This window comes from Micromonospora echinaurantiaca, from assembly GCF_900090235.1.
Taxonomy (GTDB): domain Bacteria; phylum Actinomycetota; class Actinomycetes; order Mycobacteriales; family Micromonosporaceae; genus Micromonospora; species Micromonospora echinaurantiaca.
The window spans coordinates 238789-254669 of sequence record NZ_LT607750.1; the positions used below are offsets into that span (position 1 = coordinate 238789).

12 protein-coding genes and 1 pseudogene are annotated in these 15881 nt (G+C 75.0%); 9 read left to right on the forward strand and 4 right to left on the reverse strand.

What is annotated here, in order from left to right; translation table 11 throughout:
- The first annotated feature begins 20 nt into the window (after positions 1 to 20).
- From GA0070609_RS01100 to nudC, 7 genes are all read left to right on the forward strand, one after another.
- Positions 21 to 3398, forward strand: coding sequence for an ATP-dependent helicase (locus tag GA0070609_RS01100; RefSeq protein ID WP_088992057.1), 3378 nt, complete (start codon positions 21 to 23; stop codon positions 3396 to 3398).
- Between the two features lie 204 nt (positions 3399 to 3602).
- Positions 3603 to 3806 carry a cold-shock protein gene (locus GA0070609_RS01105; RefSeq protein WP_007072850.1) on the forward strand — a complete coding sequence of 68 codons (204 nt, stop codon included), beginning with the start codon at positions 3603 to 3605 and terminating at the stop codon, positions 3804 to 3806.
- Between the two features lie 199 nt (positions 3807 to 4005).
- Positions 4006 to 5313: a DEAD/DEAH box helicase gene (locus GA0070609_RS01110; protein WP_088992058.1), complete on the forward strand. Its 1308-nt coding sequence runs from the start codon at positions 4006 to 4008 to the stop codon at positions 5311 to 5313.
- 168 nt (positions 5314 to 5481) lie between these two features.
- Positions 5482 to 5697, forward strand: a complete 216-nt coding sequence (locus GA0070609_RS01115) for a hypothetical protein (protein ID WP_088997411.1) — start codon at positions 5482 to 5484, stop codon at positions 5695 to 5697.
- 180 nt (positions 5698 to 5877) lie between these two features.
- Positions 5878 to 7188, forward strand: coding sequence for a M16 family metallopeptidase (locus GA0070609_RS01120; protein ID WP_088992059.1), 1311 nt, complete (start codon positions 5878 to 5880; stop codon positions 7186 to 7188).
- Between the two features lie 232 nt (positions 7189 to 7420).
- Positions 7421 to 8755 (forward strand): M16 family metallopeptidase, encoded by a 1335-nt coding sequence (locus GA0070609_RS01125; protein WP_088997412.1) that lies wholly within the window; start codon positions 7421 to 7423, stop codon positions 8753 to 8755.
- A gap of 99 nt (positions 8756 to 8854) precedes the next feature.
- A complete protein-coding gene (gene nudC / locus GA0070609_RS01130) occupies positions 8855 to 9811 on the forward strand; it encodes an NAD(+) diphosphatase (protein ID WP_088992060.1) in 957 nt (318 codons plus the stop codon).
- Between the two features lie 130 nt (positions 9812 to 9941).
- Here nudC and GA0070609_RS01135 read toward each other — a convergent pair whose 3' ends face one another.
- From GA0070609_RS01135 to GA0070609_RS01145, 3 genes are all read right to left on the reverse strand, one after another.
- On the reverse strand, positions 9942 to 10211 hold the full coding sequence (locus tag GA0070609_RS01135) for a hypothetical protein (protein WP_088997413.1): 270 nt from the start codon (positions 10209 to 10211) through the stop codon (positions 9942 to 9944).
- A gap of 216 nt (positions 10212 to 10427) precedes the next feature.
- Positions 10428 to 10664 (reverse strand): DUF397 domain-containing protein, encoded by a 237-nt coding sequence (locus GA0070609_RS01140; RefSeq protein WP_088992061.1) that lies wholly within the window; start codon positions 10662 to 10664, stop codon positions 10428 to 10430.
- A gap of 74 nt (positions 10665 to 10738) precedes the next feature.
- Positions 10739 to 11716 (reverse strand): helix-turn-helix domain-containing protein, encoded by a 978-nt coding sequence (locus GA0070609_RS01145; protein WP_088992062.1) that lies wholly within the window; start codon positions 11714 to 11716, stop codon positions 10739 to 10741.
- 209 nt (positions 11717 to 11925) lie between these two features.
- Here GA0070609_RS01145 and GA0070609_RS01150 point away from each other — a divergent pair, with 209 nt between their 5' ends.
- Positions 11926 to 13215: an MFS transporter gene (locus GA0070609_RS01150; protein WP_408630649.1), complete on the forward strand. Its 1290-nt coding sequence runs from the start codon at positions 11926 to 11928 to the stop codon at positions 13213 to 13215.
- Positions 13216 to 13315: 100 nt separating this feature from the next.
- Here GA0070609_RS01150 and GA0070609_RS01155 read toward each other — a convergent pair whose 3' ends face one another.
- Positions 13316 to 13558 (reverse strand): mycoredoxin, encoded by a 243-nt coding sequence (locus GA0070609_RS01155; protein WP_088992063.1) that lies wholly within the window; start codon positions 13556 to 13558, stop codon positions 13316 to 13318.
- A 90-nt stretch (positions 13559 to 13648) separates the two neighbouring features.
- Between GA0070609_RS01155 and GA0070609_RS01160 the strand changes: the two are divergent.
- A pseudogene (locus GA0070609_RS01160) lies at positions 13649 to 15812 on the forward strand (ATP-dependent DNA helicase UvrD2).
- The last annotated feature ends 69 nt before the right edge of the window (positions 15813 to 15881 follow it).

Here is a 15881-nt window from a genome sequence, read left to right on the forward strand (position 1 = left end):
TCGCGAACTGAGGCAGCGCGGTGACCCAGCCGACGCTCTTCGGCGCCGCGACCCCGGCGCCCCGGGTGGCCGACGCCGGCCCCCGGTACACCCCGATCGAGCTGGCGAAGCTGCTGCGGCTGCCCGCACCGACCCGGGAGCAGGCGGCGATCATCGCCGCCCCGGTGGAGCCGCTGCTGGTGGTCGCGGGCGCGGGGTCGGGCAAGACCGAGACGATGGCCGCCCGGGTGGTCTGGCTGGTGGCCAACGCGTACGTGCGGCCGGAGCAGGTGCTCGGGCTCACCTTCACCCGCAAGGCCGCCGGCGAGCTGGCGCACCGGGTGCGTACCCGGCTGGACCAGCTGGTGCGCCGGCTCGGTCGGCAGGGGCGCGACCCGCTCGACGACCCGCTGGCCGGGGAGCCGACCGTCTCCACCTACCACTCGTACGCCGGGCGGATCGTCACCGAGCACGGCCTGCGGGCCGGCTACGAGCCGTCCACCCGGCTGCTCACCGAGGCGTCCCGCTGGCAGCTGGTCGACCTGCTGGTGCGCAACTACGACGGGGACATGTCCGAGGTGGACCGGATGCCGAGCACCATCACCGACGCGGTGCTGGCGCTCGCCGGCGAACTGGACGAGCACCTGGTCGACCCGGACGACCTGGCCGCCTGGACCGGCCGTTTCTTCGCCGAGGTGCAGGCCCGCCCCGGCCGGGTCTACGCCGACGTGCGCAAGGCGCTCGCCCTCGCGCAGACCCGGCTGAAGCTGCTCCCGCTGGTGCGCGCGTACGCCCGGCGCAAGGAGGACTTCGAGGCGATGGACTTCGCCGACCAGCTGGCCCGGGCGGCCCGGGTGGCGCGCGACCACCCCGGCGTCGGCGAGATCGAGCGGGACCGCTTCCGGGTGGTGCTGCTCGACGAGTACCAGGACACCAGCCACGCCCAGGTGGTGCTGCTCAACGCGCTCTTCGGCGGCGGGCACCCGGTGACCGCGGTCGGTGACCCGTGCCAGTCCATCTACGGCTGGCGCGGCGCGTCCGCCGGCACCCTGGACCGCTTCCCGACCGAGTTCGCCCGCGTCGACGGCGCCCCGGCCGAGGTGCTCAGCCTCACCACCAGCTGGCGCAACCGCCCGGAGATCCTCGGCGTGGCCAACGCGCTGGCCACCCCGCTGCGGGCCGCCGGCGCCCGGGTGCCGGAGCTGCACGCGGCGCTGAGCGTCAAGGACCCGGTGCCGCACCGCAGCGCCCGCGGCGCCGCCGGCGGCACGGTGCACTGCGCGCTGCTTCCGACGTACGCCGACGAGGCGAAGTGGATCGCCGACAGCGTGCTGAACGCGTGGCGCGGCGCGGCCGGCACCCCCGGCGCGCTGCCCGAGCACATCCCGGTGCCGCAGCGGCCGACGACGGCGGTGCTGGTCCGGCTGCGCAGCCAGATCCCGGCGATCGAGTCGGCGCTGCGCGCCCGCGGCCTGCCGGTGGAGGTGGTCGGTCTCGGTGGTCTGCTGGACACCCCGGAGGTGCGGGACGTGGTCTGCACCCTGCGGGTGCTGGCCGACCCGACCGACGGGGCGGCGCTGCTGCGGCTGCTCACCGGGGCCCGCTGGCGGATCGGGCCGCGCGACCTGGTGGCGCTGCACCGCCGGGCGCGGGCGATCGCCGCGGCCCGCCGGCAACTGGCTGACGACGGCACCCCGGAGATCACCCCGGACGCGCTGGACGAGGCGACCCTGGTGGAGGCGCTGGCCGACCTCGGCCCGGCGCAGGCGTACTCGGCCGAGGGCTACGCGCGGCTGCGCGCGTACGCCCGGGAGCTGGGCCTGCTCCGCTACCGGCTGGACCAGTCGCTGCCGGACCTGATCGCCGACATCGAGCGGACCATCGGCCTGGACGTGGAGGTCGCGGTCCGGGCCGGCCGGGACGGCGCCGGCGACGCCGGCCTGGCCCGGGGGCACCTGGACGCGCTCGGCGACGTGGCCGCCCGGTTCAGCGGGGAGACCCCGGGGGCCACCCTGTCGGCCTTCCTCGCCTACCTGGCCGCCGCCGAGGACGAGGAGCGCGGCCTCACCCCGGGCGAGGTGGAGGTGGTCGAGGGGGCGGTGCAGATCCTCACCGCGCACGCCGCCAAGGGTCTGGAGTGGGACGTGGTGGCGGTGGCCGGGCTGTGCCGGGGCGTGTGGCCGGGGCCGGTGCACAACTCCGACCACTGGCTCGGTGGGCTCGGCGTGCTGCCCTTCCCGCTGCGCGGCGACGCCGACGGCCTGCCCGAGCTGGGTCTGGCCGGGGCGGAGGACCAGCGCGGGGTGGCCCGGGCGCTGGAGGACTTCACCGACGCCTGGCGGGCGCACGACGAGCGGGAGGAGCGGCGGCTGGCGTACGTGGCGGTGACCCGGCCGCGCCGGCTGCTGCTCTGCTCCGGCTACTGGTGGGGGGAGGGCACCAAGCGGCCGCGCGGCCCGTCGGTGCTGCTCCGCGAGGTGCACGACGCCTGCCTGGACGGCGGCGCGGGGCACTTGGTCGACGAGTGGGCGCCGGAGCCCTCGCCGGACGCGACCAACCCGACCGCCGAGGTGGTGCTGCGGGCCGAGTGGCCGGCCGACCCGCTGGGCGCCCGCCGGCCGGCGCTGGCCGAGGCGGCGGCGCTGGTCCGCCGGTTCCTCGCCGACGGCGACGGCGACGCCGCGGACGGCGATCCGCTGGCCGACGACCCGGAGGTGACGCGCTGGCGGCGGGAGGCCGACCTGCTGCTCGCCGAGCGGGCCGAGCTGACCCGGCAGGCCGGGGCGATCGAGGTGGGGCTGCCGGGGCACCTCTCGGTGACCCAGCTGGTGGCGCTGCGCCGCGATCCGGCCGCGCTCGCCCGGACGCTGCGCCGCCCGCTGCCCAGCGAGCCCAATCCGTACGCCCGCCGGGGCACCGCCTTCCACGCCTGGCTGGAGCAGCGGTTCGGGGCCGACCGGCTGCTCGACGTGGACGAACTGCCTGGCGCGGCGGACGCGGACGCGGCGCCCGACGAGGCGCTCGCCGAGCTCCAGGAGCGTTTCCTGGCCAGCGAATGGGCCGACCGGGTGCCGGTCGAGGTGGAGGTGCCGTTCGCCACGGTGATCGCCGGGGTGGTGGTCCGGGGCCGGATGGACGCGGTCTTCGCCCGGCCCGGCGGGCGGTTCGACGTGGTCGACTGGAAGACCGGCGGCCAGCCCACCGGGGCCGCGGCCGACGTCGCCGCGGTGCAGCTGGCGGTCTACCGGTTGGCCTGGGCGGAGCTGGCGGGTGTGCCGGTGGAGCGGGTCGGCGCGGCGTTCCACTACGTCCGGGACGGGATGACCGTGCGCCCGGCCGACCTGCTCGACGCCGAGGGGCTGACCGCGCTGATCGCCGCGGTGCCGGAAGTTCCAGGCGACAACGCCCGCCAGCCGTGATAGGTTCGGTGGGTTGCAGTTTTGGTTTCCAGAGACTCTGTGTGCGCCTGGCGGATTGTGGCCCCAGGCGCTCTTTGTTGTGTCCGGAGTTCTCCGGGCGGGGCGACCAGCAGCGACAGGCGAGCCACGCACTCCGCGTGGACCGCTCCTCTCGAGCCCGCAACAGGTGCGGGTTCGACGTTCCGTCAAGGAGACGAGACAAGTATGGCTATTGGCACCGTCAAGTGGTTCAACGCTGACAAGGGCTTCGGTTTCATCACCCCGGACGGCGGCGGCGCCGACGTCTTCGCCCACTTCTCGGCGATCCAGTCCTCCGGCTACCGGAGCCTGGACGAGAACCAGCGGGTCGAGTTCGAGATCACCCAGGGCCAGAAGGGCCCGCAGGCGGAGAACATCCGCCCGCTCTGATCTGCGGCGACACCCGTAGTTAGGCACCTCCGCCGCGCCCTCCGGGCGCGGTGACGGTGGCCGGCCCGCCCCACTGCGCGGCGGGCCGGCCCCGTACCCCCTCGGTTCGTGCTTGTGATCACCGCGGCCTGGCTCCGCCGGTGACAGCGCCGCCTCCGGCGCCTTCCTCGACACGTGCCGCCTCGAGGAAGGCTTCCCGTTGACCACCGTCGTACCCTCCTTCGCCGGCACCGGCTTGGCGCCGGCCCTGCTCGCCACGCTGAGCGCGCAGGGCATCACCGAACCGTTCCCGATCCAGGCGGCCACCCTGCCCGACTCGCTCGCCGGCCGGGACGTGCTCGGCCGGGGCCGCACCGGCTCCGGCAAGACCCTCGCCTTCGGGCTCCCGCTGCTGCACCGCACCGCTGGCAACCGAGCCCGGCCCGGCCGCCCGCTGGCGCTGGTGCTGGTGCCGACCCGGGAGCTGGCCCAGCAGGTCAGCACCGCGCTCGCCCCGTACGCCCGGGCCGTCGGGGTGCGGTGCGCCACGGTGGTCGGCGGCCTGTCGCTGCAGCGCCAGGCGGACGCGCTGCGCGCCGGCGCCGAACTGGTCGTGGCCACCCCCGGGCGGCTGCACGACCTGATCAACCGCGGTGACGTCCGGCTCGACCAGGTCGCCACCACCGTGCTGGACGAGGCCGACCAGATGGCCGACATGGGCTTCCTGCCGCAGGTCACCAAGCTGCTGGAGCAGGTCGCCCCGGACGGGCAGCGGATGCTCTTCTCCGCCACCCTGGACGGTGGCGTGGACCGCCTGGTCCGCCGGTTCCTCAGCGACCCGGTCACCCACTCGGTCGACCCGGGCACCGCCACGGTGACCGCGATGACCCACCACCTGCTGCACGTCGACGCGGTGGACAAGCCGGCCACGCTGGCCCAGATCGCCGCCCGCGAGGGCCGCACCATCCTGTTCATGGGCACCAAGCACCGCGCCGACCGGCTGGCCCGACAGTTGCTGGCCAAGGGGGTCCGCGCCGCGGCGCTGCACGGCGGGAAGTCGCAGCCGCAGCGCACCCGGATCCTGGAGCAGTTCCGCACCGGGCAGGTGAGCGCGCTGGTCGCCACCGACGTCGCGGCCCGCGGCATCCACGTCGACGGGCTGGACCTGGTGGTCAACGTGGACCCGCCGACCGAGGCGAAGGACTACCTGCACCGGGGTGGGCGGACCGCCCGGGCCGGCGAGTCCGGCACGGTGGTCACGCTGGTCCTGCCCGAGCAGCGCCGGGACGTCTCGCGGCTGATGGCGGCGGCCGGCATCCGGCCGCACTCGGCGCAGGTCCGCCCCGGCGACCCCACGCTGGTCCGGGCGACCGGTGCCCGAGAGCCGTCCGGCGTGCCGGTGACCATCGCCGCCCCGCCGGCCCCGGCGCCCCGTACCCGCGCCGGCGACGGCACGGGCGCGCCCGGTCGCACTCCGCACCGCGCCTCCGGTCGGCCGCGCCGCCCGCGTCGCCCCCGCGCCTCCTGAGGCGTCGGTCCCCCTGCTGGCCTCGGCCCGGAGCGGCGCCGGCCGCCTGCTGAGTCGGCAATCAGCGCCGGCTGGGTCGGGTGGCCGACTGTGCCGCCGCCGCCCGTGGTCGAGGCTGACGGCGGGGGGAACGGCCGGGCCGATCGGCTCGACGCGGGAGGGGTGACCATGGCGGGCGACACCGGCACCACGGCGCTGCGTGAGCTGCTGTTCGTGGTCGCGGTCGCCGCCGCCGGGCTGCTGCTCGCCATGGTGGCGGTCTTCACGCCCTGGCACGCCACGCCGGGCGGGGCCGCCCCGGCCGGCCCGGTGGAACTGCACAGCCCGGTCGGCGCGGTGGACGAGCCCGGCCAGTCCGGGCGGACTGACCCGACCGCCGGCTGAGCCGCGGTCGTCGTACCCCGGTCGGACCGGTGCCCGCGGAGGGGCGGGCCCGGTCGCGGGGTGCGAGGCGTGGTCGGGTCGGCGGGGCACCGGCCCGGCCACGCCGACCGGCGTCGCCGCCCGGTCCCGGCTCGGCGGAGGTCACCGGCACGGCGGTGCCGACGCGTTAGAGTCGATCACGTGCCGACGCGGAGAGCGAGAATTCCAGTCACCAAGTACCCGGCCGAACGGTTCAGCCTCGACAACGGCCTGCGGGTGGTGCTCACCCCGGACCGCAGCGCACCGGTGATCGGCGTCGCGGTCGTCTACGACGTCGGCATCCGTTCCGAGCCGGAGGGCCGCACCGGCTTCGCCCACCTCTTCGAGCACCTGATGTTCCAGGGCTCGGAGAACCTGGAGAAGCTGGCCCACTTCCGGCACGTGCAGGGTGCGGGCGGCACCTTCAACGGCTCCACCCACCTGGACTACACCGACTACTTCGAGACCCTGCCGAGCAACGCGCTGGAGCGGGCGCTCTTCCTGGAGGCCGACCGGATGCGCGGCCCTCGGCTGACCGAGGAGAACCTGCGCAACCAGGTCGACGTGGTCAAGGAGGAGATCCGGGTCAACGTGCTCAACCGCCCGTACGGCGGGTTTCCCTGGCTGACCCTGCCGCCGGTCATGTTCGACACCTTCCCGAACGCGCACGACGGCTACGGCTCCTTCGTCGACCTGGAGTCGGCCACCGTCGCCGACGCCGCCGACTTCTTCCGCCGCTACTACGCCAGCGGCAACGCGGTGCTCGCGGTCAGCGGCGACATCGACGTGGCCGAGGCGACCGAGCTGATCGGCCGGCACTTCGGGGACGTGCCGGCCCGGCCCGCGCCCGAGCGGCCGGACTTCACCGAGCCGGACCTGACCGTCGAGCGGCGCACCGCGTACACCGACAAGCTGGCCCCGCTGCCGGCGGTGGCCTCGGCCTGGCGGGTGCCCGACCCGCTCGCCGACTTCGCCGGCTACCTGCCCTACGTGGTGCTCGCCGAGGTGCTCACCGACGGCGACGCGTCCCGGCTGGTCGAGCGGCTGGTGCTGCGGGACCGGGCGGTCACCAGCGTCGGTGGCTACCTCGGTTTCATGGGCGACCCGTTCGACGTGCGGGACCCGACGGCGCTGCTGCTCCAGGCGCACCTGCCACCCGGCGGCGACGTGGACAAGGTGCTGCGCACCGTCGACGAGGAGCTGGACCGGCTGGCCACCGACGGGCTGGCCGACGGCGAGCTGGGCCGCACCCAGGCCAGGATGGCCACGCACCTGCTGCGCGACACCGACGCGGTGCTCACCCGGGCGCTGCGGATGGCCGTGCTGGAACAGCAGCGCGGTGAGCCGGGCCTGCTCAACGAGCTGCCCCGGCTGGTCGGCGAGGTCACCGAGGAGCAGGTCCGCGCCGCCGCCGCCACCCTGCGGCCGGAGCGCCGCGCGTCCGTCGAGGTCATCCCCGGAGGTGCCCGGTGAGCGCGAGGAGTGAGCCGGGGTTGCGAGCCCCGCAGTCGCGAACGAAAAGGCGAGTCCCGGTGAGCGCGAGGAGTGAGCCGGGGTTGCGAGCCCCGCAGTCGCGAACGAAAAGGCGAGTCCCGGTGAGCGCGAGGAGTGAGCCGGGGTTGCGAGCCCCGCAGTCGCGAACGAAAGGTGGGCCCCGGTGAGCGCGAAGAGCAAGCGGGCCCCGCGGTCGCGGGCGGACGGCGAGGTGACGGTGGCCGGGCCGCGGACGCTGCCGCCGCTCGGTCCGCACCGCAAGCTGAAGCTGCCCCGCCAGGCCGAGCGGACGCTCGGCAACGGCCTCACCGTGATCGCGGTACGTCGATCCGCCGTGCCCCTGGTCGAGCTGCGGCTCTGGATGCCGTTCGGCCGCGCACCCCTGGCCCGCGGCGCGATGCTCGCGCAGACCCTGCTCTCCGGCACGGAGACGATGACCAGCGTGCAGCTCGCCGCCGAGTTGCAGAAGGTCGGCGGCGGGCTGTCCGCCGGCATCGACCCGGACCGGCTGATGCTCTCCGGCGCCAGCCTGGTCACCGGGCTGGACCGGATGCTGGAGCTGCTCGGCGAGGTGCTGACCGGGGCGAGCTACCCGAGCGGGGAGGTCGCCACCGAGCGGGACCGGCTGGTCGACCGGATCCAGGTGGCGCAGAGCCAGCCGGCGCACCTGGCCCGCACCGCGCTGCTCAAGCGGATCTACGGCCGGCACCCGTACGCGGTGCAGACTCCGGAGCCGGGGCAGGTCCGCGCGGTCCGGCCGGGCGTGCTGCGTACCCTGCACGCACAGCGGGTGCACCCGGCCGACGCGGTGCTGGTGCTGGTCGGCGACGTGCAGCCGGAGCGGGCCCTGGACGCGGCCGAGAAGGCGCTGTCCGGGTGGAACGGGGCCGGCCACACCGCCGACCTGCCGCCCGCACCGCCGCTGGAGCCGGGTCCGCTGCTGCTGGTCGACCGGCCCGGCTCGGTGCAGTCGTCGCTGCGGGTGGCGCTGCCGGCGGTGCCGCGCACCCACCCCGACCACGCCGCGCTGCAACTGGCCAACCTGGTCTTCGGCGGCTACTTCTCGTCCCGCTGGGTGGAGAACATCCGCGAGGACAAGGGCTACACGTACGGGCCGCACTCGCTGGTCGAGCACTCGGTGGCCGGTTCGGTGCTGGTCGCCGCCGCCGAGGTGGCCACCGAGGTGACCGGGCCGGCACTGCTGGAGACGTCGTACGAGCTGGGCCGGCTGGCCTCGCTGCCGCCGAAGCCGGACGAGCTGGAGCAGGCCCGCCGGTACGCCCTGGGCACGCTCCAGCTCGGCATGGCCACCCAGGCCGGGCTTGCCTCGCTGACCAGCGCGTACGCCGGCAACGGGCTGCGCCTGGAGTTCCTCGCCGAGCACGCCGCCCGGTTGGCGAAGGCGACAGTGGACGATGTCGCCGCGGCCGCCGCCCGCTACCTCGCCCCGGCCCGGGCGGTCACCGTGGTGCTGGGCGACGCCGAGCGGATCGCGCCGGCGCTGGCCGCGCTGGCCCCGGTCGAGGTCCAGCCGGTGGGGGCATGAGCGAGCGCGGAGTGCCGGCGTGAGCGAGCGCAGCGAGCGAATCGTCGGGCTCGGCGCGGTGGTGCCTCGTGGCGGCACGGAGCGCGGCGGAGGGCCGGCGTGAGTGGGGAGGCGACGCCCCCGCTGGCCCGCTCCACGCTGGACCGGGCGGCGCACCGGCGTACCGACCCGGAGTGGCTGGCGCGGGCGTGGTCGCAGGCCCGGGTGCTGCTGCTCGACTCGACGAACGAGGGTCGGGCGCTGGTCCGTGCCGACGTGACCCCGCCGGTGCTGGTGCTGCTCGGCTCGGACGATGTGCCGCCGACCGCCGGCGTCGCGCCGATGTTCCTCGGCGTCGAGCCGGACGGGGTGCCGGTCTTCGCGGTGGACGCCCCGCTGCCGGCGGTGCCGGGCGCCCGCGCGGCGCACCTGCGCGAGGTGGGGCACCTGCTCGGCGACCGGGACGCCGGGCTGTTCACCACCGCCCTCGCACTGGTCAACTGGCACCTGCGGCACCGCTACTCCTCGGCCAGCGGCCACCGGACCGAGGTGGACGAGGCAGGCTGGTCCCGGATCGACCCGGACGGCGACCGGATCTGGCCGCGTACCGACCCGGCGATGATCGTGCTGGTGCACGACGGGCAGCCCGGCCCCGACGGGCGGTGCCTGCTCGGCAACAACGCCACCTGGCCGGGGGTGCCGGGCGAGCGCCGGTTCTCCTGCCTGGCCGGCTACGTGGAGCCGGGGGAGTCGGCCGAGGCGGCGGTGCTGCGCGAGGTCCACGAGGAGGTCGGCGTCCCGGTCGAGGGCATCGCGTACGTGGGCAGCCAGGCGTGGCCGTTCCCCGGGTCGCTGATGCTCGGCTTCCTCGCCACCGCCGACCCGGAGCATCCGGTGCGGCTCGATCCGGCGGAGATCGCGTACGCCCGGTGGTTCACCCGGCGGGAGATCGGTGCGGCGCTGGCCGGGCGGACGGTGGACGTGGGCGGTGCCCGGCTGGTCCTGCCGCCGCCGTCGTCGATCGCGCTGTTCCTGATCCACCGCTGGTTGGACGGCTGGGTGGACGGCGAGCGCTGACCCGGTACCCGTGCGGTCCCGGCCCGTGGCCGCCGTTGCCGCGACGGTCACGAGCCGGGAACACGGGCCGCCGTGGTCGGCGGGGCAAGGAACACGGCGGGGGAGCCGGTCCGACCACGACGGACGTTTCTCAGCTGCCAGGGCCGGGCGGGCGGTGTGGCCGGGCCGGCGCGTCGAGCGGCAGTACCTTCACCCGTTGCCTACCGGCGCGGACCGGGCCGACCGTCGACAGTGCCCGGGCCAGCAGCAATGCGGCGTCCCGATCGTCGGCGTGGACGATCTGGCGGCGCGGCTCGGGCGTGGTGGTCTCGTCCCGCAGTCGGACCCCGCCGGCCCAGGCGGCGGCGATGTCCACGTCGGCGGCGGCGCGGATGTCGGTGCGAACGATCAGGAACCGCATGTCGGTCTCCGGATGTACCGCGACGGATGGGAACGGGTGGAAGTTCCACGTCACTCTGCGGGCCATGTTACGCCCCGTGGTCGAGTCAGCAACCCATACGCGACGATCGGCCCGCAGCCTCGTCCGATCATCGGATGACGGGTCGACGTGGTCGGGCCGCCGGACAGGCGACGGGGCCGCCGGCGTGCTGCCGGCGGCCCCGTCCCGTTCACCGGATCAGTCCAGGTCGAACTGTCCGTTCTTGGTGCCGGCGAGGAAGCCCAGCCAGCCGGCCCGGTCGAACAGCAGCACCGGGCCGCCGCGGTCCTTGCTGTCCCGCAGGGCGACCGCGGCCGGGCCGGTCCGCAGCGGGGCGACCTCGACGCAGTTGGAGGTCTGGCTGCGCGTGCTGGTACGCCACGGGGCGTCCGCCAGCTGCGCGAGGACGGACGGCGTGTTGCGGAATTCTTTCATCGTGCCACTCCTGAGGTGAACCGTTGCGATGGCTCGAGCGGTCGCTGCACGTCCCGACCTGGGTCCCCCGTGGATCACCGTTCGGTCAGGCGCCCGGAACGCCCGCGACGCTGGACCGGCGCCGTTGCCGGTCCGAACGCCACTGTGGACGGGGCCGCCGTCTCGGTCAGCCGCCCCGTCGCCTCGATCAGCCAGGAGAGGGTGTCCGATGCGGAGAGCGCCGCCGTACATAACCACTCGAACACCACTTTATAGCGATTTAGGGTGTTTGCCTCGGTGGACATGACGTCGGTGAACCCACCCTCGATGGCGAGGGTCTCCGGATCGAGCGGATCGGCGAACCGGTAGAGGGAGAACGCGGTCGGCGGGAGGTACCACTCGCCGATCGGCGTGTCCCTCGGCAGCACGTGCAGCGTGACGTTCGGCAACATGGCCAGCTCGCAGAGCTGGATCACCTGCTCGCGCAGCACCTCCGGCGGCCCGGCCCGGCCGCCCAGCGCCGCCTCCTCCAGCACGACCGTGTAGCGGGGCGCGTCGGTGCCCCGGGTGAGCAGCTTCTGGCGGGCCAGCCGGGCCTGCACCTGGGTCTCGGTGTCGTCGGCGTCCGGGTCGCCGGCGTCCTCGCCGACCTGCCGGGCCGAGGCGATCCGTACCCGCGCGTAGCCCGGCGTCTGCAACAGCCCGGGCACCAGCACCGGGTTGTACTCGGAGATCTCCGCGCAGCCCGCCTCCAACTCGGCGAAGCCGCGCTGCTGCGGGGTCATCGCCGGGAACGACCGAAGCCAGCCACGCATGTCGCCGGCCTCCTGGGTGATGCCCAGCAACTCCTCGCGCAGCGCCTCGTCCGCGCCGTAGAGGTCCAGCAGGTCGCGCACGTCCTGCGGGTCGGGTCGGCTGCGCCCGTTCTCCAGCCGCGACAGCTTGGACGCGGAGGCCCAACCGATCCGCTCGATGACCTGGTCTCCGGTGAGACCGGCGGCCTCGCGCAGCCGGCGCAACTCGGTGCCCAACCTGCGGCGACGCAGGATCGGGCTGGGTGAGGCAGGAGGCACGGTGTCCTCTTTCCCGTCGACCGCCGCAGACGCGACGGTAACTGTATGAAATTCGCCCCCCACGGTCAGTATGGACGGCGCGGCCGGCGTCGGTGGTTCCGGCGAGGGCGTGTCTTGCAGAAAAGAGGAGCGTGGAGGGGTGCGGCCGGTCGGTGACCCGCCGCCGGGCCCGACCACCGCCGCCCCGACCGCGTCCACGGGCGCGGGCCATCCCGCCGGAGGGACCCATGCGCACCGTCCTGCGCCGCCCGGACTTCCGCCTGCTCTTCGTCGGCCTGCTGGCCAGCATGGCCGCGGAGTCGATCCTGCTGCTGGCGCTCGCCGTCTGGGTGAAGGACCTGACCGGGTCGGACGGCCTGGCCGGCGCGACCATCTTCGCCGTCATCGCGCCGATGACCCTGGCGCCGCTGGTCGGCTGGTTCGTCGACCGCCATCCCCGCCGGCCGTTCTTCGTGGTGGCCAACCTGGTCACGGCGGCGCTGCTCACGCCGCTGTTCGCGGTCGGCGACCGGACCGACGTGTGGATCATCTACGTGGTCGCGGCGCTGTACGGCCTGTCGTACGTCACGCTCAGCGCGGCGCTCAGCGGGCTGATCCGGCAGCTGGTCCCGGCCGACCTGCTGGCCGAGGCGAACGGTGTGCTGCAGACCGTCCGGCAGGGGCTGCGGCTGATCGGCCCGCTGGCCGGCGCCGGGCTCTATGCGGCCGTGGGCGGGTGGCTGCTGGCCGCGCTGGCGATGGTCGGCTTCGGAGTGGCGGCCGCCGTGGTCGGGGCGCTGCGGGTGCCCGAGAGCCCGGCGGAGACCGCGGCCCTGCGCTGGCCGGCCGAACTCGGGGCGGGGCTGCGACACCTGGCCGGTGAGCCGGCGCTGCGCCGGGCGCTGTTCGGCTACGGGCTGGGCTCCCTGGTGATGGGTTTCAGCGAGTCACTGATCTTCGCGTACGTCGACCGGGGGCTCGGCCGGGACGCCGCGTTCGTCGGCGTGCTGGTCACCGTGCAGGGGATCGGCGGGCTGCTCGGCGGGCTGCTCTCGGCGGGCGTGGTACGCCGGGTGGGCGAGGTCGGCACGCTCGCCGCGGGGGTCGCCCTCTTCGGGCCGGCGGCGCTGGCGCTGGCGTACCCGAGCCTGTGGCTGGGCTTCGCGGCGGTGCTGCTGGCCGGGGTCTCGCTGCCGCTGACCATGGTCGGGCTGCACACGCTCATCCAGCGGCGTACCCCGGCCGGGCTGATCGGTCGGGTCGCCGCGGCCGCGGAGGCGGTGGTCGGCGGCCCGCAGGCGCTCTCCATCGGGGCCGGCGCGCTGCTCGTCGGCGTGCTGGACTACCGGCTGCTCTTCGCGCTGATCGGCCTGGCCACCCTGCTCGCCGGCAGCTACCTCTGGCACCACCGCACCCTCACCCCACCCCCCGCTCCCACCCACCACCCCCCGCTCCCCACCCCGCGCCGTCCGGTCGATCATGAAGTTGTTGCCACGACACGCCGGCGGCGCGGCCACTAACTTCATGATCACCGGGGAGGAGCGGGGAGGAGCGGGGAGGAGCGGGGGGAGACGCGGCGGAGCGGCCGCCTGGGGGCGGCCGCTCCGGCGGGGGTGTTGGTCAGCTGGCGAGGCTGGCCAGGTGCTGCTTGACCTGGCTGATCGAGGGGTTGGTCAGGGCGCTGCCATCGGCGAACCGGAGCGTCGGCACGGTCTGGTTGCCGCCGTTGACGCTCATCACGAACTCCGCGGCCTTCGGGTCCTGCTCGATGTCGACCACCTCGTATCCGATGCCCTCCCGGTCGAGCTGCGACTTCAGCCGGTGGCAGTAGCCGCACCAGGGGGTGGAATACATCGTCAACATGGTCAGATCCTCCAACAGTCGGCCACGGCTTGCCGATCAAGCCCGGGCTAACCGCTGTAACGTCCGGCGCGGCTGCGAGAATTCCGGGCTGTGGGGGTTCACTCAGCGACCGAACGGGTGCTCGCCGGCCTGGATCCGGAGCAGCGGTCCGCGGTGACCGCCCCGGCTGGCCCGGTCTGCATCCTGGCCGGCGCCGGCACCGGCAAGACGAGGGCCGTCACCTCCCGGATCGCCCACCGGGCCCTCGCCGGCGAGATCCCGGCCCGACACGTGCTGGCGGTCACCTTCACCGCCCGGGCCGCCGCCGAGATGCGCGCCCGGCTCACCGCGCTCGGCGTGAGCGGGGTCCAGGCGCGGACCTTCCACGCGGCGGCGCTGCGCCAGGTGCGCTACTTCGCGCCCCGGCTGCTGGAGGGCCGGGCCATGCCCGAGCTGCTGGACAGCAAGGTCCGACTGGTCACCCTCGCCGCCGCCAAGGTGGGGCTGCGCACCGACCGGGCCGCCGCGCGGGACCTCGCCGGTGAGATCGAGTGGGCCAAGTCGTCGCTGGTCGAGCCCGCCGAGTACGTGGTGGCGGCGGCCAAGGCGCTGCGCGACACCCCGCACGAGCCGGCGAAGGTGGCCGACGTCTTCGCCGCGTACGAACGGCTCAAGCGGGGCAACGGGGTGATCGACTTCGAGGACATGCTGCGCGCCGCGGTCTGGGGCATCGAGGAGCACGCCGACGTCGCCGAGCAGGTCCGCGGCCAGTACCGGCACTTCGTGGTCGACGAGTACCAGGACGTCAACCCGCTCCAGCAGCGGCTGCTGGAGGCCTGGCTGGGTGGCCGCGACGACCTGACCGTGGTCGGCGACGCCAGCCAGACCATCTACTCCTTCACCGGAGCCACCTCCGGCTACCTGGTCGACTTCCCCCGCCGCTACCGGGGGGCGACGGTGGTCCGGCTGGTCCGCGACTACCGGTCCACCCCGCAGGTGGTCGGGCTGGCCAACGCGGTCATCTCCCAGGCGCGCGGCGCCGAGGCGCGGCTGCGCCTGGAGCTGGTCGGCCAGCGCCCGCCCGGCCCGGAACCGGAGCTGCGGATCTTCACCGACGAGCCGGCCGAGGCCGCCGCGGTGGCGGCCCGCTGCCGGGCGCTGGTCGACGCGGGCACCCCGGCCCGCGAGATCGCCGTGCTGTTCCGCACCAACGCGCAGTCCGAGGCGTACGAGAAGGCGCTGACCGAGGCGGGCGTGCCGTACCAGGTGCAGGGGGCGGAGCGGTTCTTCGAGCGGGCCGAGGTGCGGCAGGCGATGGTGGCGCTGCGGGCCGCCACCCGAGCGATCCCGGGGGAGACGCCGCTGCCGGCGGCCGTGGTCGAGGCGCTCGGCGCGGTCGGCTGGGCGCCCGACGCCGCCCCGGCCGGCGGCGCCGCCCGGGAGCGGTGGGAGGCGCTCGCCGCGCTGGTCCAGCTCGCCGAGGAGTACGCGGCCACCCCCGAGGTGCTGCCGATCGGCCCGGCCGCCGCGGTGGAGCGCCCGGTCACCCTGGCGGACTTCAACGACGAGCTGGCCCGGCGGGCCGCCGCCCAGCACGTGCCGACCGTGGACGGGGTGACCCTGGCCTCCCTGCATTCGGCCAAGGGCCTGGAGTGGGACGCCGTCTTCCTGGTCGGGCTCGCCGAGGGCACCCTGCCCACCACGTACGCCAAGACGGTCGAGCAGGTCGAGGAGGAGCGCCGGCTGCTCTACGTCGGCATCACCCGGGCCCGGGAGTGGCTCTGGCTGTCGTACGCCGCGGCCCGCTCGCCGGGCGGACGGGCCCGGCGGCCGTCCCGGTTCCTGCCCCAGCTGGACCGCTCCGGCGGCGGCGCCGAACGGGCCGGCGCCCGCCCGGCCCGGCGTACGGAGCGGCGCCGGACCCAGATCGTCTCCTGCCGGATCTGCGGCGCCACCCTGCTCGCCGGCCCGGACCGCAAGCTCGGCCGCTGCGCCACCTGCCCGTCGGACATCGACGAGGAGCTGCACGCTCGGCTGCACGAGTGGCGGTCACGGGTGGCCGGCGCGCAGAAGGTCCCGGCATACGTGGTCTTCACCGACGCCACCCTGACCGCGCTCGCCGAACGCCGGCCGGGCCGCCCCGAGGAACTCATCGCGATCGCCGGGATCGGGCCCCGCAAACTGGGCCTCTACGGGGAGTCGGTGTTGGCGCTGGTGGGCGGCGCGACGGTCGACGACGTTCTGCCCGAAGAAAACTTTTGAAATCTGGCCGTAAATCGTTTGCCCTCGCCGGGGGCCGAGGAATAGCCTCATGGCACACCTCGCGAGCGGCGCCATTCGGGCT

Coding starts and splice junctions, on each gene's coding strand:
- GA0070609_RS01105 (WP_007072850.1), top strand. CDS start 3,603: ATGGCTATTGGCACCGTCAAGTGGTTCAACGCTGACAAGGGCTTCGGT.
- GA0070609_RS01115 (WP_088997411.1), top strand. CDS start 5,482: ATGGCGGGCGACACCGGCACCACGGCGCTGCGTGAGCTGCTGTTCGTG.
- GA0070609_RS01135 (WP_088997413.1), bottom strand. CDS start 10,211: ATGCGGTTCCTGATCGTTCGCACCGACATCCGCGCCGCCGCCGACGTG.
- GA0070609_RS01140 (WP_088992061.1), bottom strand. CDS start 10,664: ATGAAAGAATTCCGCAACACGCCGTCCGTCCTCGCGCAGCTGGCGGAC.
- GA0070609_RS01155 (WP_088992063.1), bottom strand. CDS start 13,558: ATGTTGACGATGTATTCCACCCCCTGGTGCGGCTACTGCCACCGGCTG.